This window comes from Buttiauxella sp. WJP83 (assembly GCF_027594725.1).
Classification (GTDB): Bacteria; Pseudomonadota; Gammaproteobacteria; order Enterobacterales; family Enterobacteriaceae; genus Buttiauxella; species Buttiauxella selenatireducens.
On record NZ_CP110080.1, the window covers coordinates 4,391,551 to 4,413,604 of the forward strand.

At 51.1% G+C, this 22,054-nt stretch carries 21 protein-coding genes and 1 riboswitch; of the genes, 11 read left to right on the top strand and 10 right to left on the bottom strand.

Going from position 1 to position 22,054, the window contains the following annotated elements; all coding sequences use genetic code 11:
• Nucleotides 1-14 precede the first annotated feature (14 nt).
• Nucleotides 15-1,307 carry a phosphoribosylamine--glycine ligase gene (purD, locus tag OH773_RS20260; protein ID WP_270141376.1) on the top strand — a complete coding sequence of 431 codons (1,293 nt, stop codon included), beginning with the start codon at nt 15-17 and terminating at the stop codon, nt 1,305-1,307.
• Nucleotides 1,308-1,352: 45 nt separating this feature from the next.
• Here purD and OH773_RS20265 read toward each other — a convergent pair whose 3' ends face one another.
• The 6 genes from OH773_RS20265 to nudC form a co-directional block, all read right to left on the bottom strand.
• Entirely contained in the window at nt 1,353-2,051 is a 699-nt protein-coding gene (locus tag OH773_RS20265) for a DUF1481 domain-containing protein (protein ID WP_270141377.1), read from the bottom strand.
• 14 nt (nt 2,052-2,065) lie between these two features.
• Complete coding sequence (gene hupA / locus OH773_RS20270) at nt 2,066-2,338, bottom strand: nucleoid-associated protein HU-alpha (RefSeq protein WP_032615913.1); 273 nt, start codon at nt 2,336-2,338, stop codon at nt 2,066-2,068.
• Nucleotides 2,339-2,524: 186 nt separating this feature from the next.
• Nucleotides 2,525-3,115, bottom strand: coding sequence for a YjaG family protein (locus tag OH773_RS20275; RefSeq protein WP_270141381.1), 591 nt, complete (start codon nt 3,113-3,115; stop codon nt 2,525-2,527).
• Nucleotides 3,116-3,158: 43 nt separating this feature from the next.
• Nucleotides 3,159-3,830, bottom strand: a complete 672-nt coding sequence (nfi, locus tag OH773_RS20280) for a deoxyribonuclease V (protein WP_270141386.1) — start codon at nt 3,828-3,830, stop codon at nt 3,159-3,161.
• 15 nt (nt 3,831-3,845) lie between these two features.
• Nucleotides 3,846-4,910 carry a uroporphyrinogen decarboxylase gene (gene hemE, locus OH773_RS20285; RefSeq protein ID WP_270141388.1) on the bottom strand — a complete coding sequence of 355 codons (1,065 nt, stop codon included), beginning with the start codon at nt 4,908-4,910 and terminating at the stop codon, nt 3,846-3,848.
• A gap of 34 nt (nt 4,911-4,944) precedes the next feature.
• Complete coding sequence (nudC, locus tag OH773_RS20290; protein WP_270141390.1) at nt 4,945-5,718, bottom strand: NAD(+) diphosphatase; 774 nt, start codon at nt 5,716-5,718, stop codon at nt 4,945-4,947.
• A 221-nt stretch (nt 5,719-5,939) separates the two neighbouring features.
• Here nudC and rsd point away from each other — a divergent pair, with 221 nt between their 5' ends.
• From rsd to thiH, 7 genes are all read left to right on the top strand, one after another.
• Complete coding sequence (rsd, locus tag OH773_RS20295; protein WP_270141392.1) at nt 5,940-6,443, top strand: sigma D regulator; 504 nt, start codon at nt 5,940-5,942, stop codon at nt 6,441-6,443.
• A 51-nt stretch (nt 6,444-6,494) separates the two neighbouring features.
• A riboswitch (TPP riboswitch) is annotated at nt 6,495-6,616 on the top strand.
• 88 nt (nt 6,617-6,704) lie between these two features.
• Nucleotides 6,705-8,606: a phosphomethylpyrimidine synthase ThiC gene (gene thiC / locus OH773_RS20300; RefSeq protein ID WP_270141394.1), complete on the top strand. Its 1,902-nt coding sequence runs from the start codon at nt 6,705-6,707 to the stop codon at nt 8,604-8,606.
• A complete protein-coding gene (gene thiE, locus OH773_RS20305; protein WP_270145986.1) occupies nt 8,606-9,241 on the top strand; it encodes a thiamine phosphate synthase in 636 nt (211 codons plus the stop codon). The genes thiC and thiE overlap by 1 nt, the downstream gene beginning before the upstream one ends.
• On the top strand, nt 9,234-9,989 hold the full coding sequence (locus OH773_RS20310) for a HesA/MoeB/ThiF family protein (protein WP_270141397.1): 756 nt from the start codon (nt 9,234-9,236) through the stop codon (nt 9,987-9,989). Before thiE ends, OH773_RS20310 begins: the two co-directional genes overlap by 8 nt.
• Nucleotides 9,973-10,173, top strand: coding sequence for a sulfur carrier protein ThiS (gene thiS, locus OH773_RS20315; RefSeq protein WP_270141399.1), 201 nt, complete (start codon nt 9,973-9,975; stop codon nt 10,171-10,173). The genes OH773_RS20310 and thiS overlap by 17 nt, the downstream gene beginning before the upstream one ends.
• 1 nt (nt 10,174) lies before the next feature.
• Nucleotides 10,175-10,954: a thiazole synthase gene (gene thiG, locus OH773_RS20320; protein ID WP_270141401.1), complete on the top strand. Its 780-nt coding sequence runs from the start codon at nt 10,175-10,177 to the stop codon at nt 10,952-10,954.
• Nucleotides 10,954-12,075 carry a 2-iminoacetate synthase ThiH gene (thiH, locus tag OH773_RS20325; protein WP_270141403.1) on the top strand — a complete coding sequence of 374 codons (1,122 nt, stop codon included), beginning with the start codon at nt 10,954-10,956 and terminating at the stop codon, nt 12,073-12,075. Before thiG ends, thiH begins: the two co-directional genes overlap by 1 nt.
• 76 nt (nt 12,076-12,151) lie before the next feature.
• Here thiH and OH773_RS20330 read toward each other — a convergent pair whose 3' ends face one another.
• Nucleotides 12,152-13,300 carry an SIS domain-containing protein gene (locus tag OH773_RS20330; protein WP_270141405.1) on the bottom strand — a complete coding sequence of 383 codons (1,149 nt, stop codon included), beginning with the start codon at nt 13,298-13,300 and terminating at the stop codon, nt 12,152-12,154.
• A gap of 103 nt (nt 13,301-13,403) precedes the next feature.
• On the opposite strand from OH773_RS20330, the gene OH773_RS20335 reads away from it, so the two are divergent.
• The gene (locus OH773_RS20335) at nt 13,404-14,135 is read left to right on the top strand and encodes a GntR family transcriptional regulator (RefSeq protein WP_270141407.1); all 732 of its coding nucleotides are present in this window, start codon (nt 13,404-13,406) and stop codon (nt 14,133-14,135) included.
• On the opposite strand, the gene OH773_RS20340 is transcribed toward OH773_RS20335, so the two are convergent.
• Nucleotides 14,125-15,438, bottom strand: a complete 1,314-nt coding sequence (locus OH773_RS20340) for a 6-phospho-beta-glucosidase (protein WP_270141409.1) — start codon at nt 15,436-15,438, stop codon at nt 14,125-14,127. The genes OH773_RS20335 and OH773_RS20340 overlap by 11 nt on opposite strands.
• Nucleotides 15,428-16,783: a PTS sugar transporter subunit IIC gene (locus tag OH773_RS20345; protein WP_270141412.1), complete on the bottom strand. Its 1,356-nt coding sequence runs from the start codon at nt 16,781-16,783 to the stop codon at nt 15,428-15,430. Before OH773_RS20345 ends, OH773_RS20340 begins: the two co-directional genes overlap by 11 nt.
• Before the next feature lie 311 nt (nt 16,784-17,094).
• Between OH773_RS20345 and OH773_RS20350 the strand changes: the two genes are divergently transcribed.
• Both OH773_RS20350 and OH773_RS20355 read left to right on the top strand, forming a co-directional pair.
• On the top strand, nt 17,095-17,403 hold the full coding sequence (locus tag OH773_RS20350) for a PTS sugar transporter subunit IIB (RefSeq protein ID WP_034492306.1): 309 nt from the start codon (nt 17,095-17,097) through the stop codon (nt 17,401-17,403).
• 3 nt (nt 17,404-17,406) lie between these two features.
• Entirely contained in the window at nt 17,407-17,724 is a 318-nt protein-coding gene (locus OH773_RS20355; protein ID WP_270141415.1) for a PTS lactose/cellobiose transporter subunit IIA, read from the top strand.
• Nucleotides 17,725-17,796: 72 nt separating this feature from the next.
• Here the strand turns inward: OH773_RS20355 and rpoC are convergent, their stop codons facing one another.
• Entirely contained in the window at nt 17,797-22,020 is a 4,224-nt protein-coding gene (gene rpoC / locus OH773_RS20360; protein WP_270141417.1) for a DNA-directed RNA polymerase subunit beta', read from the bottom strand.
• Between the last annotated feature and the right edge of the window lie 34 nt (nt 22,021-22,054).

Genomic DNA, 22,054 nt, shown 5'->3' on the forward strand with positions numbered 1-22,054 from the left:
TGGAGCCTCTATAGATGAAAGTATTAGTGATTGGTAATGGCGGGCGCGAACACGCGCTGGCCTGGAAAGCGTCGCAGTCACCATTAGTACGCACTGTATTTGTCGCGCCAGGCAATGCCGGCACAGCTCTGGAACCGGCTTTGCAGAACGTGGCGATTAGCCCGACCGATATCCCAGCACTGTTAAGCTTTGCGCAAAATGAGAAGATCGACCTGACGATTGTTGGGCCAGAAGCTCCGCTGGTGATTGGCGTCGTGGATGCCTTCCGTGCGGCTGGTCTGAAAATATTTGGCCCAACTCAGGGTGCAGCGCAATTAGAAGGCTCCAAAGCCTTCACCAAGGATTTCCTGGCTCGCCATAAAATCCCAACCGCCGAATACCAAAACTTCACCGAGGTAGAACCAGCGCTGGCGTACGTCCGTGAAAAAGGTGCGCCGATTGTGATTAAGGCCGATGGCCTGGCCGCCGGTAAAGGCGTCATTGTTGCGATGACACTCGAAGAAGCGGAAGCCGCAGTGAATGATATGCTGGCGGGTAACGCATTCGGCGACGCGGGTCATCGCATCGTGGTGGAAGAGTTCCTTGATGGCGAAGAAGCCAGCTTCATCGTCATGGTCGACGGAGAGAATGTGCTGCCAATGGCCACCAGCCAGGATCATAAACGTGTTGGGGATGGCGATAGCGGCCCGAACACGGGTGGAATGGGCGCTTATTCTCCGGCTCCTGTTGTCACTGATGAAGTACATCAGCGCGCGATGGATTTGGTTATCTGGCCAACCGTACGTGGCATGGCTGCGGAAGGGAATACCTACACAGGGTTCCTGTATGCGGGGCTGATGATTGATAAACTTGGAAACCCCAAGGTTATCGAGTTTAACTGCCGCTTCGGTGATCCGGAAACTCAGCCTATTATGTTACGTCTGCAGTCTGACCTGGTCGAACTGTGTCTCGCCGCGTGTGACGGTAAGCTGAATGAGACCACCTCAAAGTGGGACGAGCGTCCGTCACTGGGCGTCGTGATGGCAGCTGGCGGTTATCCTGCGGATTACCGTAACGGTGATGTCATTCATGGCCTGCCGTTGGAAGAAGTGGCGGATGGCAAAGTGTTCCACGCTGGAACCCGTCTGCGTGAAGACGATATGGTGGTGACTAACGGCGGGCGCGTGTTATGTGTCACCGCATTAGGCGATACCGTGGCGCTTGCACAGCAGCGTGCTTATAAACTAATGAAGGATATCCACTGGGATGGCAGTTTTAGCCGCTCAGACATTGGCTATCGCGCCATTGAGCGTGAAAACGCGAAGTAATACCTGAAGTGTTCTGAAAGACCGCCCGCGTGGCGGTTTTTTTATCTAGAAAGTCTCAGGCTTTGGTTGCCAGCTACAGAAGTCCTGGTTCGCGACCAGTAATAGTTGTGAACCTTCCGGCGCTTCCAGCCAGGCAATGCTGACATCCATCGATGAGTGGCGTTGTCGATTCGCGATATGGCTTAGCGCCACGCTGTCGAGTTTGGGTTCGAACGTCTCACCTTCGCAAGTCGTCACTGTACCGTTGCTGTGCCATCGCCCTTGCCGCAAAACAACACGACCAATGCGCAATGCTTCGCTTGTGGCTTTCGTCTGGCTCGCCTGATATTGATACAGATTGATTTGGTCATTGGAGAGTTGCTGTTTTTGACCGTCGACTTCGCGCTGCATAAAGCTCAGTTCGCCGTGATCGTCAAAACGCACTTTTATGTGCTCTGACGGTTCACTCAAAATCGTCATTTCAATAGATATGAGTTGCTCACCCTGCCAACGGTAATCACTTGTGGTCGTTGCACCCTTCTGTCTCGGGCTGAACGCCGTAAGCATGTGAATGCTGTCGTCATCGCTATTGTCTTTACGCCAAATGCGCACGACACCTTGATCGGCAATATAACCGCTCGCGGTAAATGGCGGGATAGGAGGCTTGCTGCTGCATGCCATTATCAGCAATGTGCCTGTCAGAACGGCAAGAGGACGCCAGACAGACAAAAGGGGCGAAAACGCCCCCCTGCTAAAACTGTTCACTGACACTTGTTAAATTACTTAACAGCGTCTTTCAGTGCTTTACCTGAAACAAATGCCGGCACGTTAGCTGCGGCGATTTTGATTTCATTACCGGTTTGTGGGTTGCGGCCAGTGCGCTCAGCACGGTGGTTTACCTTGAAGGTACCGAAACCAACCAGTTGTACAGCATCACCTTCTTTCAGAGACTCAGTAATTGCAGCCAGAGTGGATTCCAGAGCAGCTTTAGCCTGTACTTTAGACAGGTCAGCCTTGTCAGCAATTACATCAATCAGTTGAGTCTTGTTCATAAGTTATCCTTACAATGTGTTTATCGCTTGCTAAGCATCGAGTGCGACGGAAATGCCAAAAAAGCACTCTCCTGCATACACGCACCGATAGCCACTATTTTTCGCCCCACAAATGTAGACCAGACGGGGGGCTAATTGGAAGCCTTCAGGGGTGACAATTCGGACTGTAAGTCACGTTTTGCTGTCTTACTGCTGAAAAATTATACCAATATTGCTACTACCCGCCTCGCGCAAGTCCGCACGGAGACCTTTGATCAGATCAATGTCGCGTTCTTCGCAGTCAGCTAACAGACGGAAAATCTCCCACTGAATGTCCCATTCTTCTTCAACAGCAGGGTTTTCTCTTAGCTCTTCGTCGGTCATTTCGCGACCCGCTTGGGTCATTTCTAACATGGCAACGGTCGTAATGGATGCCTTGCTGACTTCAATGGCGTGCTCCAGCGTTTCCCCTGAAAGACGGGAATGAAGTAATTCGCTTAATGCAACGCAAGCATCGATAGCCGGGTAGACACCGTAGATATCATAGTCGTCAGCAACAGGAATGCCTTCTTCGAATTTCTCAAGTTGGCTATCAAAGTTAACTTTCGCATCTTTGACCGTTAATGTTTCCCAAATCAAATCGAGAATACGGCGATACAGCTGAGGATCACCAAATTCAGTCTGCTGGCAGAACATGGCGTAATTCGGGTACATACGTTCGCATAAAGAAGCCATGAAAGTGACATGCTGCCAGCTTTCCAGTTTCTCAAGGCGCAGATGGATTGGGTTTTGTAACATAGCGATGTCTCAAAGACGGAATATTAGCGGCAGTTTACCTTAATCACCCCTGAATTGCTTGCCACCGCGTGAAAGCCGGACGACCCGAAGCCACAGCGTCTGCCATGCGAGTCGGCTCCGGTAAACGGTAGCCACGCAGACAACGATTTACCCAGAGTAATGCGCTCTCCATGCTCACACGGTGGCCTGTAGAGACAAATAGCGGGTTGCAGCGCCGCTTGCTACGCAGCACCGACGCAAGGGGTTCACCTTTATCAATCAGCAACTGGCATGCGCCGGGTTCTTCAGACAAAGGATCAAATCGCCCACACAATCGTTTTTTGGCAACGCCAATCGTTGGCACGTCCACCAGCAAGCCAAAATGGCTGGCAACCCCCAAACGTCGCGGATGTGAAATACCGTGACCATCCACAAACAACAAATCGGGTTTTTGCGACAGCAATTTCCATGCAGCTAACAGCGCGGGATATTCACGGAAGGAGAGGAATCCGGGGATGTAAGGCATGGTGGTGGCGACACGCGCCACCTGATATTCAACCATTTCGAGGGAAGGATACGTCAGCAATACGATGGCGGCCCGCGTAACGTCACCGCCCTGCTCAAAACCAACGTCAGCCCCAGCGATTAACCGGGGAAGGTTGTGATCAAAGCGATCCTCACGACAGACCTGCGAAGCCAATTCGATCTGCTGTTCACGTAGGTTTGCGAGATCCATTCCCTCTCCTGAATCTTATATGTGGTACGGTTTTGACAAACGATGCACCGCTTCCACAAACGCACCGGCATGCTCTGGCGGAACATCCTGGTGAATACCATGGCCAAGGTTAAATACGTGGCCTTCGCCTTTACCAAATCCTGCCAGAATCGTTGCTACTTCCTCTTCGATACGTGCAGGTTGCGCATACAACATAGAAGGATCCATGTTGCCTTGTAGCGCAACTTTATGACCGACACGACGGCGAGCATCAGCAATATCGGTTGTCCAGTCTAATCCCAGCGCGTCACAGCCTGTTTCAGCCATCGCCTCCAGCCACTGACCGCCACCTTTGGTAAACATCGTCACCGGCACTCGGCGACCTTCGTTTTCACGCAGTAAGCCATCAATGATTTTATGCATGTAGTAGAGCGAGAATTGCTGATAATCGCGCCCGGTCAGCACGCCACCCCAAGTATCGAAAATCATCACCGATTGCGCACCCGCTTTGATTTGCGCATTCAGGTACAACGTGACGCTTTGCGCCAGCTTATCGAGCAGAAGATGCAGCGCTTGAGGATCGGCATACATCATCTTTTTGATAACGGTGAAGGCTTTGCTGCTGCCACCTTCAACCATGTACGTCGCCAACGTCCACGGGCTGCCAGTAAAACCAATCAAAGGCACTTCGCCTTTTAGCTCACGGCGAATGGTACGCACCGCATTCATCACGTAACCCAGTTCATCTTCTGGATCAGGAACAGGCAGTTTTTCGACATCGGCACGGCAGGTTACAGGTGAGCGAAAACGTGGGCCCTCGCCGGTTTCAAAATAAAGGCCAAGCCCCATCGCATCTGGAACCGTAAGAATATCGGAAAAGAGGATTGCCGCATCCAGCGCGTAACGACGCAGCGGTTGCAGAGTCACTTCGCAAGCCAGTTCCGCATTTTTGCACAGCGACATAAAATCGCCGGCCTGCGCACGTGTCGCTTTATATTCTGGCAAGTAACGACCTGCCTGCCTCATCATCCATACTGGCGTGGTATCTACAGGCTGGCGTTGAAGCGCCCGCAAGTAACGATCGTTCTTGAGTTCAGTCATTTTTAATTTCCTTTGGCTGTATCGCTCGAGTTTATCACTCATAGTCCGCGCGACACAGGGCGACGGTGTCTTCAATCAGGCGTCGTGCAACCGTACCCGGTGGTGGCAATAACGGCAATTGATCGTAGCGATACCAGCCTGCATCCAGTAACTCTTTCGGGTCGATTTCAATCTCACCGCTATGATATTCCGCCATAAATGCGGTCATCAAGGACTGCGGGAACGGCCATGGCTGGGAAGTGACGTAGCGTAAGTTCTTCACGCGAATACTGCTTTCTTCCATGACTTCCCTCGCCACGGCTTGTTCGAGGGTTTCCCCGACTTCGACAAACCCCGCCAGCACGGTGTAAATCCCATTGCGATGACGCGTATGTTGGGCAAGCAGGATATGGTCGTCACGGCGAATGGCCACAATGATGCACGGCGAGATTTGCGGATAGTAACGTTCACGGCAGTGGCTACATAACATGGCCCATTCCGTTTTGCTGACGTGCATTTCATGCCCACAGTAGCCACAGAATTTATGCGAGCGGTAGAATTCCGCTAATTGCACACCGCGACCCGCCAGCTGGAATAATCCCACATCCTGATCGATAACCTGACGCACCGATCCCATATCCGTCCGGCGATTTTGTCGCACAAGCCATACAGGTTCATTTTCCCACTCACCGATGGGCATCCCAACAGCGCCATCGAGCTGAAAATTTTGTGCCACTCCGTGAGGGAGCTCACCTTTTGGCAACCACAATTTTTGTTCATGACTGACGATAAACCAGCCCTGATCTAACTTTTGAATTACACGTTCCATAACCTGGTGCACATCCCCGAGTTCGCTGGTATAAACAAATGGTCGTAACAATTTTGGGTACGTTTGCGTTACATCTTTCACTCTAAATAGTTCGAGTTGCAGGTAGGCGGCAAATGAACGCATCCCGATGAGCTTACTTGAGTAAGTGATTCGGGTAAGTGAGTGCAGCCAACACCCCTGCAACTTGAAATATGACGAGTAAATAACTCACGGAGTCAATCATGCTTAACCAGTTAGAGAATCTGACTGAGCGCGTTGGTGGTAGTAATGAGTTAATCGACCAATGGCTTCATGCCCGCAAACATTTATTGGTGGCTTATTACAATATGGTTGGGATCAAGCCTAACAAGGATTCCCATACCGCGCTCAATGAAAAGGCTCTGGATAATTTTTGCCACAACTTGGTGGATTATCTGTCTGCCGGCCATTTTAATATTTATGAACGTATTATCAGCGAAATGGAAGGCAACAGCCCACTTTTTGCTGCCACCCATCTTTACCCACAGCTTGAAGCCAATACCCAGCAAATCATGGATTTCTACGATACGCATCTTGAAAGCGCTATCGATGACGATAACTACATTGAGTTCCAGAAAGCCTTGTCCGGCATCGGCGAAGCACTGGAATCACGTTTTTCGCTGGAAGATAAACTCATTCAATTGGCGTACGACCACGATTTAGATGACAGTGCTAACAATACCCGCGGTCTTGCACGCCCGGCTTGAGTTCTGCCCTGTTAACGAGTAGTTTACAACCCGACCCGTAGCAATACGGGTTTCTTCTTGTCGGAGTGCCGAGTGCTTACTGTTATGGTAAAGCACCGGCTGAGACCGTTAATTCGGGATCCGCGGAACCTGATCAGGCTAATACCTGCGAAGGGAACAAGAGTAATTCTGCTTTTGGGTTCACCCGTGCGCGGGCGGTCCACATTCATTACTCCTCCGTTGTTCTGACAAGCCACTTCCTGATAATTACTGGAATGAGCTATGTCTACCACTGAAAAAAAACTCAACCGCCGCGAGCAGCGCGCCGCAGCCCAACATTTTATCAATACCCTGGAAGGCACGGCTTTCCCCAACTCTCAGCGTATTTATCTCACTGGCTCTCGCGATGATATCCGCGTGCCCATGCGCGAAATTCAATTAAGCCCGACCGCAACCGGCGGCAGTAAAGAAAACCCACAATTTACGCCTAACGACGCCATCCCCGTTTATGACACATCTGGCGCATATGGCGATCCGGCTATCATCATTGACGTACTGCGCGGGCTTGATCCTCTTCGAGCCAACTGGATTACTGAGCGTGATGATTGCGAAATCCTGACTGACCGTAGCTCTGCCTATACCAAAGAGCGTCTGGCCGATGACGGTCTGGACGAATTGCGATTTGAAACGCAACTCACGCCTAAGCGCGCAAAAACTGGGAAAACAGTCACGCAACTGCACTATGCGCGCAAGGGGATAGTGACGCCGGAAATGGAGTTCATCGCAATTCGTGAAAATATGGGCCGTGAACGAATCCGCGACCAGGTTTTACGCCACCAGCATCCGGGCCAGGGGTTTGGCGCTCGTCTTCCTGAAAATATCACACCAGAATTTGTGCGCGACGAAGTTACGGCGGGACGCGCAATTATCCCCGCCAACATTAATCACCCGGAATCCGAACCGATGATTATCGGGCGTAATTTCCTGGTCAAAGTGAACGCCAATATCGGTAATTCGGCGGTCACCTCTTCCATCGAAGAAGAAGTAGAAAAACTGGTGTGGTCCACGCGTTGGGGTGCAGATACCGTAATGGACTTGTCCACTGGACGCTATATCCACGAAACCCGCGAATGGATTCTGCGTAACAGCCCGGTGCCGATTGGCACAGTACCTATTTACCAGGCACTGGAAAAAGTCAGCGGTATCGCCGAAAACCTCACCTGGGAAATGTTCCGCGACACATTGCTGGAACAAGCCGAGCAAGGTGTCGATTACTTCACTATTCACGCTGGCGTGCTGCTGCGCTATGTGCCGATGACAGCCAAACGCCTCACCGGGATTGTCTCACGCGGCGGCTCGATTATGGCGAAATGGTGTTTGTCACATCATCAGGAAAACTTCCTGTACGAACATTTCCGTGAGATCTGCGAAATCTGCGCCGCTTATGACGTTTCGCTCTCTTTAGGCGATGGCCTGCGCCCGGGTTCCATTCAAGATGCCAACGATGAAGCCCAATTCTCGGAGCTACACACTCTCGGCGAACTGACCAAAATTGCCTGGGAATATGACGTCCAGGTGATGATTGAAGGCCCCGGGCATGTGCCGATGCAGATGATTCGCCGCAACATGACCGAAGAACTGGAACATTGCCACGAAGCGCCGTTCTATACGCTCGGCCCGCTGACGACCGATATCGCACCGGGTTACGACCACTTCACATCAGGTATTGGCGCAGCGATGATCGGCTGGTTTGGCTGCGCGATGCTGTGTTACGTCACGCCAAAAGAGCATCTCGGCCTGCCAAACAAAGAAGATGTTAAACAGGGGCTAATAACCTACAAAATTGCGGCACACGCCGCAGACCTGGCAAAAGGCCACCCTGGCGCGCAAATCCGCGATAACGCCATGTCAAAAGCACGCTTCGAATTCCGTTGGGAAGACCAGTTTAATCTGGCGCTCGACCCGTTTACCGCGCGAGCCTATCACGATGAAACGCTGCCGCAGGAATCCGGAAAAGTCGCGCATTTCTGTTCGATGTGCGGGCCAAAATTCTGCTCAATGAAAATCTCCCAGGAAGTCCGCGATTTCGCAGCCAAACAAGCCATTGAAGTCGGACTGGAGGATATGTCGCAAACCTTCCGGGCAAAAGGTGGCGAAATTTACCTGCGTCAGGAGGAAGTGTGATGAAACACCCTGCATTTCCCCTCGTTCCCCGGCGTCTGGGTCTGTATCCGGTGGTGGATAGCGTGGAATGGATTGCCCGTTTACTGGAAGCTGGCGTGCGTACTATTCAACTGCGCATCAAAGATAAGCATGACGAAGACGTAGAGGCCGACATTGTTGCCGCCATCAAGCTGGGCCAACAATACGAAGCTCGTCTGTTTATCAATGATTACTGGAAGTTGGCGATAAAACACCGCGCTTACGGCGTGCATCTGGGCCAGGAAGATATGGATGTCGCAAATCTTGATGCTATTCGCGATGCGGGTTTGCGCCTCGGAATCTCCACTCATGACAACATGGAAATGGACCGAGCCCTCGAGGCGCGCCCTTCTTACATCGCGCTGGGTCATGTTTTCCCCACCAATACCAAGCAGATGCCTTCATCTCCGCAAGGGATTACGCAACTTGCAAAACACATCAAAACGCTGGGTGATTACCCTACCGTAGCCATTGGCGGGATTAGCATTGAACGCGTTCCTTCAGTGCTCGCAACGGGCGTAGGAAGTGTTGCCGTGGTGAGCGCGATTACTCAGGCTCCAGACTGGCAAGCCGCCACCGCACAATTACTGTCACTGGTGGGGGCTGGCGATGAATGATGCGGATTTCATGCGTTACAGCCGTCAGCTTTTACTTGAGGACGTGGCTGTTGAAGGGCAGCAAAAGCTGCTCGCCAGCAAAGTTCTTATTGTTGGGCTCGGTGGGCTGGGCTCCCCTGCCGCTTTATACCTGGCGGCGGCGGGCGTTGGCACACTGATTCTTGCCGACGATGACACGGTGCATATCAGTAACTTACAACGCCAGATTTTGTTTACTTCAAACGATCTCGATCAGCCTAAATCTCGAGTCGCCCAGCGCCATCTTCAGCAACTCAATCCTGATATCGATCTGCACATTATCAGTGAACGTCTTGAAGGAAATTTGCTGATTCAGGCAGTGCGCGGCGTCGATTTGGTTCTCGATTGTAGCGACAATATGGCGACGCGCCACGCAGTCAACGCCGCCTGCGTCGAACAGAGCAAACCGCTGATTTCCGCCAGCGCGGTAGGATTTGGCGGGCAGCTTATGGTTCTCACACCCCCATGGGAAAATGGGTGTTATCGCTGTGTCTGGCCGGATGAACATGAACCAGAACGTAACTGCCGAACCGCAGGGATTATCGGTCCCGTGGTCGGCGTGATGGGAACATTGCAGGCACTTGAGGCGATTAAATTGCTCACGGGTATCGTTCCAGCCACGGGGTCTTTACGTCTGTTTGATGCTCGCCAACACAGTTGGCGCAAGCTCACCATGCAGAAAGCTAAAGAATGCCCGGTATGCGGAGGGCACGATGCGCATTCATTTTAATGATGAACCGATGCAGTGCGCGGGCAACCTGACACTGGAAAAGCTTCTGGAACAATTGCGTGTACTAAAACCTGGAATAGCTCTGGCTATCAATCAGACGATTGTCCCACGCGAGCAATGGGAGACTCATTTATTGAATGATGGCGACCAAATCTTGCTTTTTCAGGCCATTGCCGGGGGTTAACATGCTCAAGATTGCAGATAAAACTTTCTCTTCGCGCCTGTTCACTGGCACCGGTAAGTTCTCCTCACCGCAGGCCATGGTCGAAGCCATCCGCGCCTCGGGTTCGCAATTAGTGACCATGGCGATGAAACGCGTCGATTTGCGTAATCATAACGATGCGATTCTCACTCCTCTGCTCGAGGCTGGCGTGCAACTGCTACCAAACACTTCTGGAGCGAAAAATGCTGAGGAGGCGATTTTTGCTGCACAACTCGCACGTGAAGCGCTAGGCACTCACTGGGTAAAACTGGAAATTCACCCAGATGCTCGCTATCTCTTACCTGATCCGATTGAAACACTGAAAGCGGCCGAGAAACTCGTCAAATTAGGCTTTGTTGTTTTGCCTTATTGCGGTGCCGATCCGGTTTTGTGCAAGCGGCTTGAGGAAACAGGATGCGCGGCAGTCATGCCACTTGGCGCACCGATTGGGTCTAATCAGGGCTTACAAACCCGCGCATTTTTGGAAATTATTATTGAGCAGGCTCAGGTGCCGGTGGTGGTTGATGCGGGTATCGGTGCGCCTAGCCACGCCGCCGATGCGCTGGAAATGGGGGCATCGGCTGTACTGGTGAATACCGCGATTGCTGTAGCGCGAGATCCCGTGCAGATGGCGCATGCTTTCCGACTTGCCGTTGAAGCAGGTTCGATAGCCGCACAGTCCGGATTGGGAACTCGCCACCAGCAGGCGCAGGCTTCTAGCCCATTGACGCAGTTCCTGCAATTCAGCCAGGAGGGGACGTAATGGGCGGAACCTTTACTGATCGCTGGCGTGAACTCGACTGGGATGACATCACTTTACGCATCAACAGCAAAACAGCCCTTGATGTAGAGCGTGCATTGAGCGCCCGCAAAATCACCCGCGACCATCTTATGGCGCTGCTTTCTCCGGCTGCCAGCCAGTATCTTGAACCTCTCGCACAGCAGGCGCAGCAATTAACTCGCCAGCGTTTTGGCAACACAGTGAGTTTTTACGTGCCGTTGTATCTCTCCAACCTCTGCGCTAATGATTGTACATACTGTGGTTTTTCGATGAGTAACAAGCTCAAACGTAAAACACTGGATGAACAAGAAATTGAACGAGAGTGCGAGGCAATTCGCAAACTCGGTTTTGAGCATTTGCTGTTGGTGACCGGCGAACACCAGACCAAAGTGGGCATGGATTATTTCCGTCAACACCTCCCCGCCATTCGCCGCCAGTTCAGCTCGCTGCAAATGGAAGTGCAGCCGCTGAATGAACAGGAATATGCCGAGCTCAAAACGCTGGGGCTGGATGGCGTGATGGTTTATCAGGAAACCTATCATCAGGCGGTTTACGCGCAGCATCATTTGCGCGGTAACAAGCAAGATTTCTTCTGGCGTCTGGAAACACCAGACAGACTAGGCCGCGCGGGGATAGACAAAATCGGCCTTGGCGCGTTGATTGGTTTATCGGATAGCTGGCGTACTGACTGTTTTATGGTGGCGGAGCATTTGCTGTGGCTGCAACAGAACTATTGGCAAAGCCGTTATTCGATTTCGTTTCCGCGTTTACGTCCCTGTACGGGCGGTGTAGAACCGGCATCAATCATGACGGAAAGCCAACTGGTGCAGGTGATATGTGCCTTTCGTCTACTGTCGCCAGACGTAGAACTTTCGCTTTCTACGCGCGAATCCCCCTGGTTCCGGGATCATATGATTCCGCTCGCGATTAATAACGTCAGCGCCTTTTCCAAAACTCAGCCGGGAGGCTATGCCGATAATCATCCAGAGCTTGAGCAGTTTGCACCGCACGACGGGCGTACACCGACTGAGGTCGCCGCTGCTCTAACACGTTCAGGTTTGCAGCCGGTCTGGAAGGATTGGGACAGTTTTTTGGGGCGGTAACACCGCCCCATCCTCTTTTATACCCAAAATAATTCGAGTGACAGGCAGGCTGCCAACGCACATGTAACTTGAAGTATTAAGGGTATACGGTCACTTTGGCGACCTTAGCCACTTTGCCATCACTAGAAGGCGTGTCCGGTGTCACGCCTAATTCAATCGCGCTATAAAGCCCGGCCAGTTGCGCGAACACCACATAAATTAACGCAGCCCAGGATTCGTGGTAATCCACCAGTTCAGGAGCAGCAAAATGGAAATAGCGATCCCCCGGTTTGCTTCCGGCTGGCAACACATCATGACCGATAGCGATAACCTGTGCCGCTGGGCTGCGCTCACGCGTCAGCTCCGTCATCATATCGCTGTCATAACGGTGGATTTCCGGGCGAGCAGCGAGATAGCCAATGTTGGTCGCATCACGATTGATGATCAGTTTCGGGCCGTGGCGGAACTCCAGCATGGAATGCCAGGCCGTCATCACATTGCCGTTGCCCATCTCCAGCAATTTGAGGCTGGTTTCACAGGCAATGGCTTTTAGCGATAACGAGCCGACAGCGACAACGTTATTACGTAATTGCGCCGCCCACTGTTCAATATCCGCCGCATAGTGAGTCAAAAAGTGGTGCATGCCACGCTGTAAAATCGGCAACACTTTTTCGGCTTCTGCCCAACCCGCAGGAGCCACCAGCAACATCAGATACCACAGCGGAACAGTAAATTCGGATGTGGCGGCAAAACTGCCATTTGAAGTGCCTTCTGGCACCGGGATAAACAACCCTTCGGCATGCTGTTGGGCGAGTTGTACAAGACGGCTGTTGGCGTTGTTAGTTACCGCCAGATGGCGCATCTTCGGGTAAGCCGCAAGAGCACGCTCCACGACTTTTACGGTTTCCGGTGTATTACCTGAACTACTAACAGAAACCAGTACACAGTTTTCTGGAATGTTATCAGGTGCAAGGACCAGGTCCGTTGCCGGTATAACGTCAATCGAGTTTGGCACCACGCTGCGTAACCAGTTAACGCTCGCTTGCGCGGCTAACAAAGAGGAACCCGCGCCAGTGATGACAATGCGCGTGTGGGAATCGCTTTTGCTCCAGAACGCGTCAATCTCAGGCTGGCGCGCTTTTATGCTTTCAAAGCCTTCTTGCCACAGGCGTGGTTGAGCCACAATCGCTTCAACGGTTAAACGGGCTCCCTTTTGCTGCCAGTACGCTTGATTATGATTTAACATGTTTATTTTCCACCTGTTATGGAACTTGCGCCGCGCCGGAAAAGTGCTTTAGCATGCCGACTCGCGCATTTTTAAATTCATTAACAACCCGATCGAGGGAACCATGAAACCGGTATACATCCTTATTCGCGATACATTGAAGCGCGAAATTCAGAACCAAAAATACCCGGTTGGCTCCCTGATCCCATCTGAGCGTGAGCTGGCAGAAACCTATCAGGTCACGCGTGCTACGGTGCAAAAAGCCATCGCTCAAATGGAGCAAGAAGGCTTGGTTAAAAAAGTGATCGGCAAAGGCACCTATGTAAACCGCACCTTTGCGCCACCGGTTTATCTTCTCAACCCTGATGGCGAGAGCAGCGCGCTGGGTGTCACCAAAGAACTGAGCAACAAAGTGACGATTACCAGCCGCCTGATTTACCATGTTCAGCAACCTGCCGGTGATTACCTGGCAAACCAGTTTGGCGTTCTCGCCAGCGAACCTGTTCATGCCATCCGCCGCGTTCGCCTGTTTAACGGTACGCCGGTATTAGTTGAAGACAGTTACATTCCCTTAGCGATTGTCGATTCCATTGACGACGACGTGCTGCAAAACCATTCCCTGTATGCGTTTATCGAAGAGAAGTGCCAGCAAAAAATCGGCGGTACAGACTCCGTTGTGGGTGCCAGCCTGTTTGATGATGAGATGGCGGCACTGCTCGACATTCCGGTAAATTCACCCATGCTGCATATCAAAGAAAGCACCTGGCTTGAGGACGGCACGGTCTTTAACTACTCGTGGAGCTACAACCGTGGCGACCTGTTTAGAATGCGCAGCCGAAAAATCCTTATTCCTTAAAGAATTGCGGTAAATATTCGCGATGGGCTTCGAGTAACTCGTCGAGCACCAGTTTTGCCACTTTGCCCGAAGGCACCAGCGGGTTCAGCGTTAACGCCTGCAAAGCCGCGCCGTAATCCCCCGTCACTGCGGCTTCCACAGCCATTTCTTCCCACGACTTCATCAGTGAAACCAGGCCGGAAACCGTGGCCGGTAACGGATCGTTATTCAGAGGGATCGCACCGTATCGCCCAATCACGCAGGTGGTTTCGATAGCCACATTATCCGGCAATGAGCGAATCGCGCCGTTGTTACGCACATTCACCGTCATCAGCAAGTTCTTGTCGTTATAAATGGCGCTAATCAGCTCACAAGCCGCTTCGGAGTAATACGCGCCGCCTCGCTGTTCAAGTTGCTTCGGTTTTTCATGCAATTGCGGGTTTTTGTAGAGCTCAAATAGCTCATGCTCAACCGCCTGCACCACTTCCCCACGCGTTCCATGCTCCTCGAACTCATGAAGCTGTTTTTCCAGAACATCGCTTGTGGCGTAGTAATACTGATGATACGGGCAAGGGATGACGCCGAGATGCTGGACTTGTTCCTGGAGCCACGGAATATCCGGGATATTTTTGGGTTTATGGGCGCTGTCATATTTAAGATTGCGCAGCACATCTGGCATCACGTCTTTACCGTCCATGTAAACATGGGTGCCATAAAGGAAATGGTTCAGCCCGACAAGTTGGAGCAGGAAACGGGATTTATCCACGCCGAGGATTTCAGCCACCATGCGCTGCATTGACTGGGAAAGGTTACACAACCCAACGCATTTTATTGTGCTGTGTTTTAGAACCGCTTCAGTAACGATACCGCTTGGATTGGTGAAGTTAATCAGCCACGCATCCGGGCATAACTCTTCCATGTCGCGGCATATATCCAGAATGACCGGGATGGTGCGCAGTGCTTTCGCGAGGCCGCCTGCACCATTGGTTTCCTGGCCGATTAAGCCATGAGAAAGAGGGATTCGTTCGTCTTTGATACGCGCATCCAATTGCCCGACACGCAATTGAGTCGTCACAAAATCAGCATCTTTCAACGCTTCACGCCGGTCGAGGGTCAGGTGAACCTGGCAATCAATGCCTGCCGCCTCAACCATGCGCTTGGCCAGACTACCGACGATTTCGAGCTTTTCGCGCCCTGCTTCAACATCCACCAGCCAGATTTCGCTAATCGGCATTTCAGCATAACGCTGAATAAAACCTTCGATAATCTCCGGCGTATAAGAGCTGCCGCCGCCAATGGTGACTATTTTTAATTTACGATTCATTGCGTAATCCTTCTTTATATTCCAGGACAACCTCATCCTGATTAACGATATTTTCTTCCTGCTCGTTTTCATCACGCAGATATTGTTTATCCAGCGTCATCACGAACGGATAATAAATGGTCATGGCAACGGCGAGGTTAATGGCCTGGAAAAGCATGCCTTTCCAACCACAGATTAAAAAACCGCTAATAAATATTGGCGTCGTCCACGGAATTTCTAGACCAGATGTCAAGGGCAGCCAACCAAAAGCCATCGCGCTATAAGTTATTACGCACAGCACCACCGGAACGATGATAAAAGGAATAAATAACAGTGGATTCAGAGCAATAGGAACGCCGAATATAATTGGCTCGTTAATATTAAAAATAGCGGCTGGCGAGGCGAGTTTAGCAATTTCCCGCATGCGCTTGCTTTTGGCGCGGAACAACATGACCAGCAGCATGGCGAGGGTGAACCCGGTGCCACCGCAAATCAAAAATACATCGCGGAATTGCTGAGTAATAATGTTGACTGGTGGCAATCCCTGCTTCATTGCCTGCATGTTCTCAAGCGTCAATGAACGCCATATTGGCCCCATAATGGCCGTGACAATCGAGTCGCCGTGCAAACCAAAAAACCAGAAGAAGCTGACAAAGAACTCCGCCACCATTTGCGATGGCAAGGTGTTCCCCAGCTGCATCATCGGGGCTTGCAGCACTTTAAAGATCATCTCCTGCGCCGTGCCAAACGGGGTGACCTCAAACAACATACGAGCCAGCCAGAATAGCAGCACGATCAGAAACGACGGGATCAGCGAGCTAAAACTGTTCGCCACCGCAGGTGGAACACTGTCAGGCATCGAAATCGTCAAGCGTGGGTGATTAAACAAACGATACAGGCGCACAGAAGTAACCGTAATAATCAGTGCCAGAAATAACCCCTGCGCACCCAATGCAAAGGTCGGGATAACATCACTGATTACGGCACCGTTTTCCTGGGGTAATTTGTAAGGTGTCACGATCAAAAAACTTACCAGAGAAATTAACGCACAAGATATTTCATTAAGCTTCCAGCGTTTTGCCAGGCTAATACTCGTGCTAATCACCACCAGCAATGCCATTACGGAATAAGTTGCATCCAGCACATAATTCAGCTGGCTAATAAACTTCTCACCAAAATGTCGAATAATAAATTCGCTATAGCCCGGAATAGGTAAATTGGCGACCAGCAAAAAGAAAGAGCCGATAATCAGAAACGGCATAATCCGAATGAAGCCATCTTTGATGGCTGAGAGATAATCATTCCCTTCGATCTTCATTGCCAGAGGCAATATTTTTCTTTCCATAAATGCAGTGAAATTATTCATGTTGTGGCTCACTGTGCTGGTTTTTAGTTTTAGTGGTATATACCACTCGTTAGAGCCTATGTACTTCTGTATTTTCTGTCAATGGACGGTAAAGCGGTTTGAGGGGATTAAGTGTTTTATGTGACCATCGACACAAACAGCAGTGACTAACGTTTGTGACAATCGCCATCCTGGAAACGGAAAATGTAACCGGTTTCAGCTTATCTGAGTTTCTTTTGTGATAGCTCACGCACATTCATCGCAAAGCGGTTGTTGTACTGAGGCGTCACGGATAATTATCTGTATATCGAACGGACACTGAGAGCAGATCTATGAAGAATATCGTTTTGTGTTGTGCAGCGGGTATGTCGACTAGCATTTTGGTCCAACGCATGAAGGACGCCGCTCAGAAGAAAGGTATTGAAGTCTCTATCAAGGCAGTGCCGGTTGCCGAATTCAAAGACAATATCGACACCGCCGATATTGTGCTGTTAGGCCCACAAGTTAAATATGAACACGCCAAACTTCAGGCTATCGCAGAGCCGATGGGTAAAACCGTTGCCGTCATCGATATGATGGATTACGGCATGATGAAAGGTGATGTCGTTCTGGATAAAGCTTTGAAAATGATGGAGTCGTAAAACGTGGAAGATTTAGAAACGATTATCATGGAATTGTTGGTCAATGCGGGTAGCGCACGTAGCCAGGCACTGACAGCACTGCAAATGGCGCGTAAAGGTGATTTCGCAGCGGCTGAACAAGCGATGGAAGAATCTCGTGAGTTTGTGAAACATGCGCACAAAATTCAGACCCAGCTTATCGGGTTAGATGAAGGCACCGGTAAACTTCCAGTCAACTTGATTACCGTGCATTCGCAGGATCACCTGATGAATGCGATGGTGATTCAGGATTTAGCCGAAGATATGATTGAATTGTATCGCCGTATCCCCTTGGTTAACTAACGTCTTTCATTAAGGTTCAGGCGAAAAAAAACCGCTCTTTCGAGCGGTTTTTGTTTTTAGCGACTCTAACGATTAATCGTCGTTGCCACCGAGGTTTCCTGCGTTCAGCAATTCTGCGAGGCTCGCAGTTGCATCAGCTGCAGTCACCTGAGGTACAACTGGCGCTTCGCCCGCTGCACGACGGCGCATACGATCCTGGTGATACGCATAACCGGTACCAGCGGGGATCAAGCGACCCACGATTACGTTCTCTTTCAGGCCGCGCAGTTCGTCACGTTTACCCGCAACAGCTGCTTCGGTAAGCACACGAGTTGTCTCCTGGAACGATGCCGCGGAGATGAAGGACTCGGTTGCCAGAGAGGCTTTGGTGATACCCAGCAGATCACGTGTGAAGGACACGTTAATCTTGCCGTTCGCTTCCAGTTCGCGGTTAGCGATCTTGACGCGAGAGTATTCAGCCTGCTCACCTTCCAGGAAGTCAGAACCACCAGCGCTAACGATAGTTGCTTTACGCAACATCTGACGCACGATGACTTCGATGTGTTTATCGTTAATCTTAACGCCTTGCAGACGGTAAACGTCCTGCACTTCGTTGGTGATGTAACGAGTCACAGCATACACGCCACGCAGACGCAGAATGTCATGCGGAGATTCTGGACCATCGGAAACAACGTCACCGCGTTCTACCACTTCGCCTTCGAACACGTTCAGCTGACGCCACTTAGGAATCATCTCTTCGTAAGCATCGCTGCCATCAAGTGGAGAGATTACCAGACGGCGCTTGCCTTTGGTTTCTTTACCGAAGGAGATGATCCCGCTGATTTCAGCAAGGATAGCTGGCTCTTTCGGACGACGTGCTTCGAACAAGTCCGCAACGCGTGGCAGACCACCGGTAATATCCTTGGTACCGCTGGATTCCTGAGGAATACGCGCCAGGGCATCACCCGCACTGATCTGAATGCCATCTTCCAACTGAACAATTGCTTTACCCGGCAGGAAGTACTGCGCTGGCATATCGGTACCAGGGATCAGTACGTCATTGCCTTGAGCATCAACAATTTTCAGAGCAGGACGCAAGTCTTTACCACCTGCGGTACGTTCTGCAGAATCCAGAACAACCAGAGATGACAGACCTGTCAGTTCGTCGGTCTGACGAGTAATGGACTGGCCGTCGATCATGTCAGTAAAGCGGATGAAACCACTTACTTCAGATATGACTGGCATGGTGTGCGGATCCCAGTTTGCTACGGTTTCGCCCGCTGCAACCTGCTCGCCATCACCTTTACCCATTACCGCACCGTAAGGAACTTTATAGCTCTCTTTAGTACGACCGAATTCGTCAATCAGTTTCAGTTCAGTGTTACGAGAAGTCACTACCAGTTTACCGGCAGAGTTCACAACAGACTTCGCGTTGCTGAGCTTGATGCTACCTTTGTTCTTAACCTGAATGCTGGATTCAGCAGCAGAACGAGATGCCGCACCACCGATGTGGAACGTACGCATCGTCAGCTGAGTACCTGGTTCACCGATGGACTGTGCCGCGATAACCCCGATAGCTTCACCTTTGTTGATGATGTGGCCACGAGCCAGGTCACGACCATAGCAGTGAGCACATACGCCGAAGTCAGTTTCGCAACCAACAACGGAACGTACTTTCACGCTATCAACAGAGTTAGCTTCTAACAGGTCACACCATTGCTCGTTCAGCAGGGTGTTACGTGTTACCAGAATATCAGCAGTACCAGGTTTCAGTACGTCTTCCGCCGTTACACGACCCAATACGCGATCGCGCAGTGGCTCTTTAACGTCGCCGCCTTCGATAACCGGAGTCATCGTGATACCTTCGAGGGTGCCACAATCGTCTTCGGTAACAACCAGATCTTGCGCAACGTCAACCAGACGACGCGTCAGATAACCGGAGTTCGCAGTTTTCAGTGCGGTATCCGCCAGACCTTTACGAGCACCGTGCGTGGAGATGAAGTACTGGAGTACGTTCAGACCTTCACGGAAGTTCGCGGTGATTGGCGTTTCGATGATGGAGCCATCTGGCTTAGCCATCAGACCACGCATACCTGCCAACTGACGAATCTGTGCCGCAGAACCACGAGCACCGGAGTCGGCCATCATGTAAATGCTGTTGAAGGAAACTTGCTGCTCTTCGACGCCGTCACGGTTAATAACGGATTCAGTTTGCAGGTTGTCCATCATCGCTTTGGATACACGATCGTTCGCCGCAGCCCAGATATCGATAACTTTGTTATAGCGTTCGCCCGCTGTAACCAGACCGGACTGGAACTGCTCCTGAATCTCAGCAACTTCAGCTTCCGCTTCAGAGATGATTTCAGTTTTCTTCGCCGGGATGACCATATCATCAATACCAACAGAAACACCTGAACGCGCTGCATATGCAAAGCCGGTGTACATGGTTTGGTCAGCAAAGATTACTGTCGGTTTCAGACCCAGAATGCGGTAACAGGTGTTCAGCATTTTGGAGATAGCTTTCTTACCCAACGCCTGGTTGATGATGGAGTAAGGTAGACCTTTCGGTACGATCATCCACAGAATCGCACGACCAACGGTGGTGTCGATTAAGCTGGTTTTCGCAACGAACTCTTCGTTTTCGTCTTTTTCGTACTCAGTGATACGCACTTTTACACGCGCATGCAGAGAGGCCAGACCTGCGCGATAGATACGCTCAGCTTCTTTAGGGCCAGTCAGCACCATGCCTTCGCCTTTGGCGTTAACACAGTCACGGGTCATGTAGTACAGACCCAAAACAACGTCCTGAGAAGGAACGATGATTGGCTCGCCGTTCGCAGGTGACAGGATGTTGTTGGTAGACATCATCAGCGCACGCGCTTCCAACTGAGCTTCAAGCGTCAGTGGAACGTGTACTGCCATCTGGTCACCATCGAAGTCGGCGTTATATGCCGCACAAACCAGCGGGTGCAGCTGGATAGCTTTACCTTCGATCAGTACAGGTTCAAATGCCTGGATACCCAAACGGTGCAGAGTTGGTGCACGGTTCAGCAGTACCGGGTGTTCGCGGATAACTTCGTCCAGGATATCCCAAACGACAGCTTCTTCGCGCTCAACCATTTTCTTCGCAGCTTTAATGGTGGTAGCAAGACCACGCAATTCCAGCTTGCCGTAGATGAACGGCTTGAACAGCTCCAGTGCCATTTTCTTAGGCAGACCGCACTGATGCAGACGCAGGTATGGACCTACGGTGATTACAGAACGACCGGAGTAGTCAACACGTTTACCCAACAAGTTCTGACGGAAACGACCCTGCTTACCTTTGATCATATCGGCCAAAGATTTCAGAGGACGCTTGTTAGAACCTGTGATCGCACGACCGCGACGGCCGTTATCCAGCAGGGCATCTACCGCTTCCTGCAGCATACGTTTTTCGTTACGTACGATGATGTCAGGCGCAGCCAGATCCAGCAGACGTTTCAGACGGTTGTTACGGTTAATAACGCGACGATACAGATCGTTCAGATCTGAAGTTGCGAAACGACCACCATCCAGCGGTACCAGTGGACGCAGGTCTGGCGGCAGAACCGGCAGAACTGTCAGGATCATCCACTCTGGTTTGTTACCAGATTGAACGAACGCTTCCAGCAGTTTGATACGCTTGGTCAGCTTTTTACGTTTGGTTTCGGAGTTGGTTTCGTTCAGCTCTTCACGCAGAGTTTCACACTCTTGCTCCAGATCCATGTTTTTCAACAAGGCTTGAATAGCTTCCGCACCCATCTTCGCATCGAATTCGTCACCGAACTCTTCCAGCGCATCCAGATACTGCTCTTCAGTCAGGATCTGACGACGCTCGAGGTTGGTCATGCCGCCTTCGATTACCACATATGATTCGAAGTAAAGAACACGTTCGATATCACGCAGTGGCATATCCAGCAGCAAGCCGATACGAGACGGCAGAGACTTCAGGAACCAAATGTGTGCAGTTGGGGAAGCCAGCTCGATGTGACCCATGCGCTCACGACGCACTTTAGTTTGGGTGACTTCAACGCCGCACTTCTCACAAATTACACCACGGTGTTTCAGGCGCTTGTACTTACCGCACAGGCACTCATAGTCTTTTACTGGCCCGAAAATACGAGCACAGAACAGACCGTCACGTTCTGGTTTGAACGTACGGTAGTTAATGGTTTCCGGCTTTTTAACTTCGCCGAACGACCATGAACGAATCATGTCTGGCGATGCCAGAGCAATTTTGATCGCATCAAACTCTTCGGTCTTAGTTTGCGCTTTCAGAAACTTAAGTAAGTCTTTCACGGATTAGCTCCCGTCGGAGTGAGACTTCTCAGAG

Bases quoted from the DNA above. Each gene is read 5' to 3' on its own strand.
- purD (WP_270141376.1), top strand. From the start codon at position 15: ATGAAAGTATTAGTGATTGGTAATGGCGGGCGCGAACACGCGCTGGCC.
- hupA (WP_032615913.1), bottom strand. From the start codon at position 2,338: ATGAACAAGACTCAACTGATTGATGTAATTGCTGACAAGGCTGACCTG.
- OH773_RS20275 (WP_270141381.1), bottom strand. From the start codon at position 3,115: ATGTTACAAAACCCAATCCATCTGCGCCTTGAGAAACTGGAAAGCTGG.
- nfi (WP_270141386.1), bottom strand. From the start codon at position 3,830: ATGGATCTCGCAAACCTACGTGAACAGCAGATCGAATTGGCTTCGCAG.
- hemE (WP_270141388.1), bottom strand. From the start codon at position 4,910: ATGACTGAACTCAAGAACGATCGTTACTTGCGGGCGCTTCAACGCCAG.
- nudC (WP_270141390.1), bottom strand. From the start codon at position 5,718: ATGGAACGTGTAATTCAAAAGTTAGATCAGGGCTGGTTTATCGTCAGT.
- rsd (WP_270141392.1), top strand. From the start codon at position 5,940: ATGCTTAACCAGTTAGAGAATCTGACTGAGCGCGTTGGTGGTAGTAAT.
- thiC (WP_270141394.1), top strand. From the start codon at position 6,705: ATGTCTACCACTGAAAAAAAACTCAACCGCCGCGAGCAGCGCGCCGCA.
- thiE (WP_270145986.1), top strand. From the start codon at position 8,606: ATGAAACACCCTGCATTTCCCCTCGTTCCCCGGCGTCTGGGTCTGTAT.
- OH773_RS20310 (WP_270141397.1), top strand. From the start codon at position 9,234: ATGAATGATGCGGATTTCATGCGTTACAGCCGTCAGCTTTTACTTGAG.
- thiS (WP_270141399.1), top strand. From the start codon at position 9,973: ATGCGCATTCATTTTAATGATGAACCGATGCAGTGCGCGGGCAACCTG.
- thiG (WP_270141401.1), top strand. From the start codon at position 10,175: ATGCTCAAGATTGCAGATAAAACTTTCTCTTCGCGCCTGTTCACTGGC.
- thiH (WP_270141403.1), top strand. From the start codon at position 10,954: ATGGGCGGAACCTTTACTGATCGCTGGCGTGAACTCGACTGGGATGAC.
- OH773_RS20330 (WP_270141405.1), bottom strand. From the start codon at position 13,300: ATGTTAAATCATAATCAAGCGTACTGGCAGCAAAAGGGAGCCCGTTTA.
- OH773_RS20335 (WP_270141407.1), top strand. From the start codon at position 13,404: ATGAAACCGGTATACATCCTTATTCGCGATACATTGAAGCGCGAAATT.
- OH773_RS20340 (WP_270141409.1), bottom strand. From the start codon at position 15,438: ATGAATCGTAAATTAAAAATAGTCACCATTGGCGGCGGCAGCTCTTAT.
- OH773_RS20345 (WP_270141412.1), bottom strand. From the start codon at position 16,783: ATGAATAATTTCACTGCATTTATGGAAAGAAAAATATTGCCTCTGGCA.
- OH773_RS20350 (WP_034492306.1), top strand. From the start codon at position 17,095: ATGAAGAATATCGTTTTGTGTTGTGCAGCGGGTATGTCGACTAGCATT.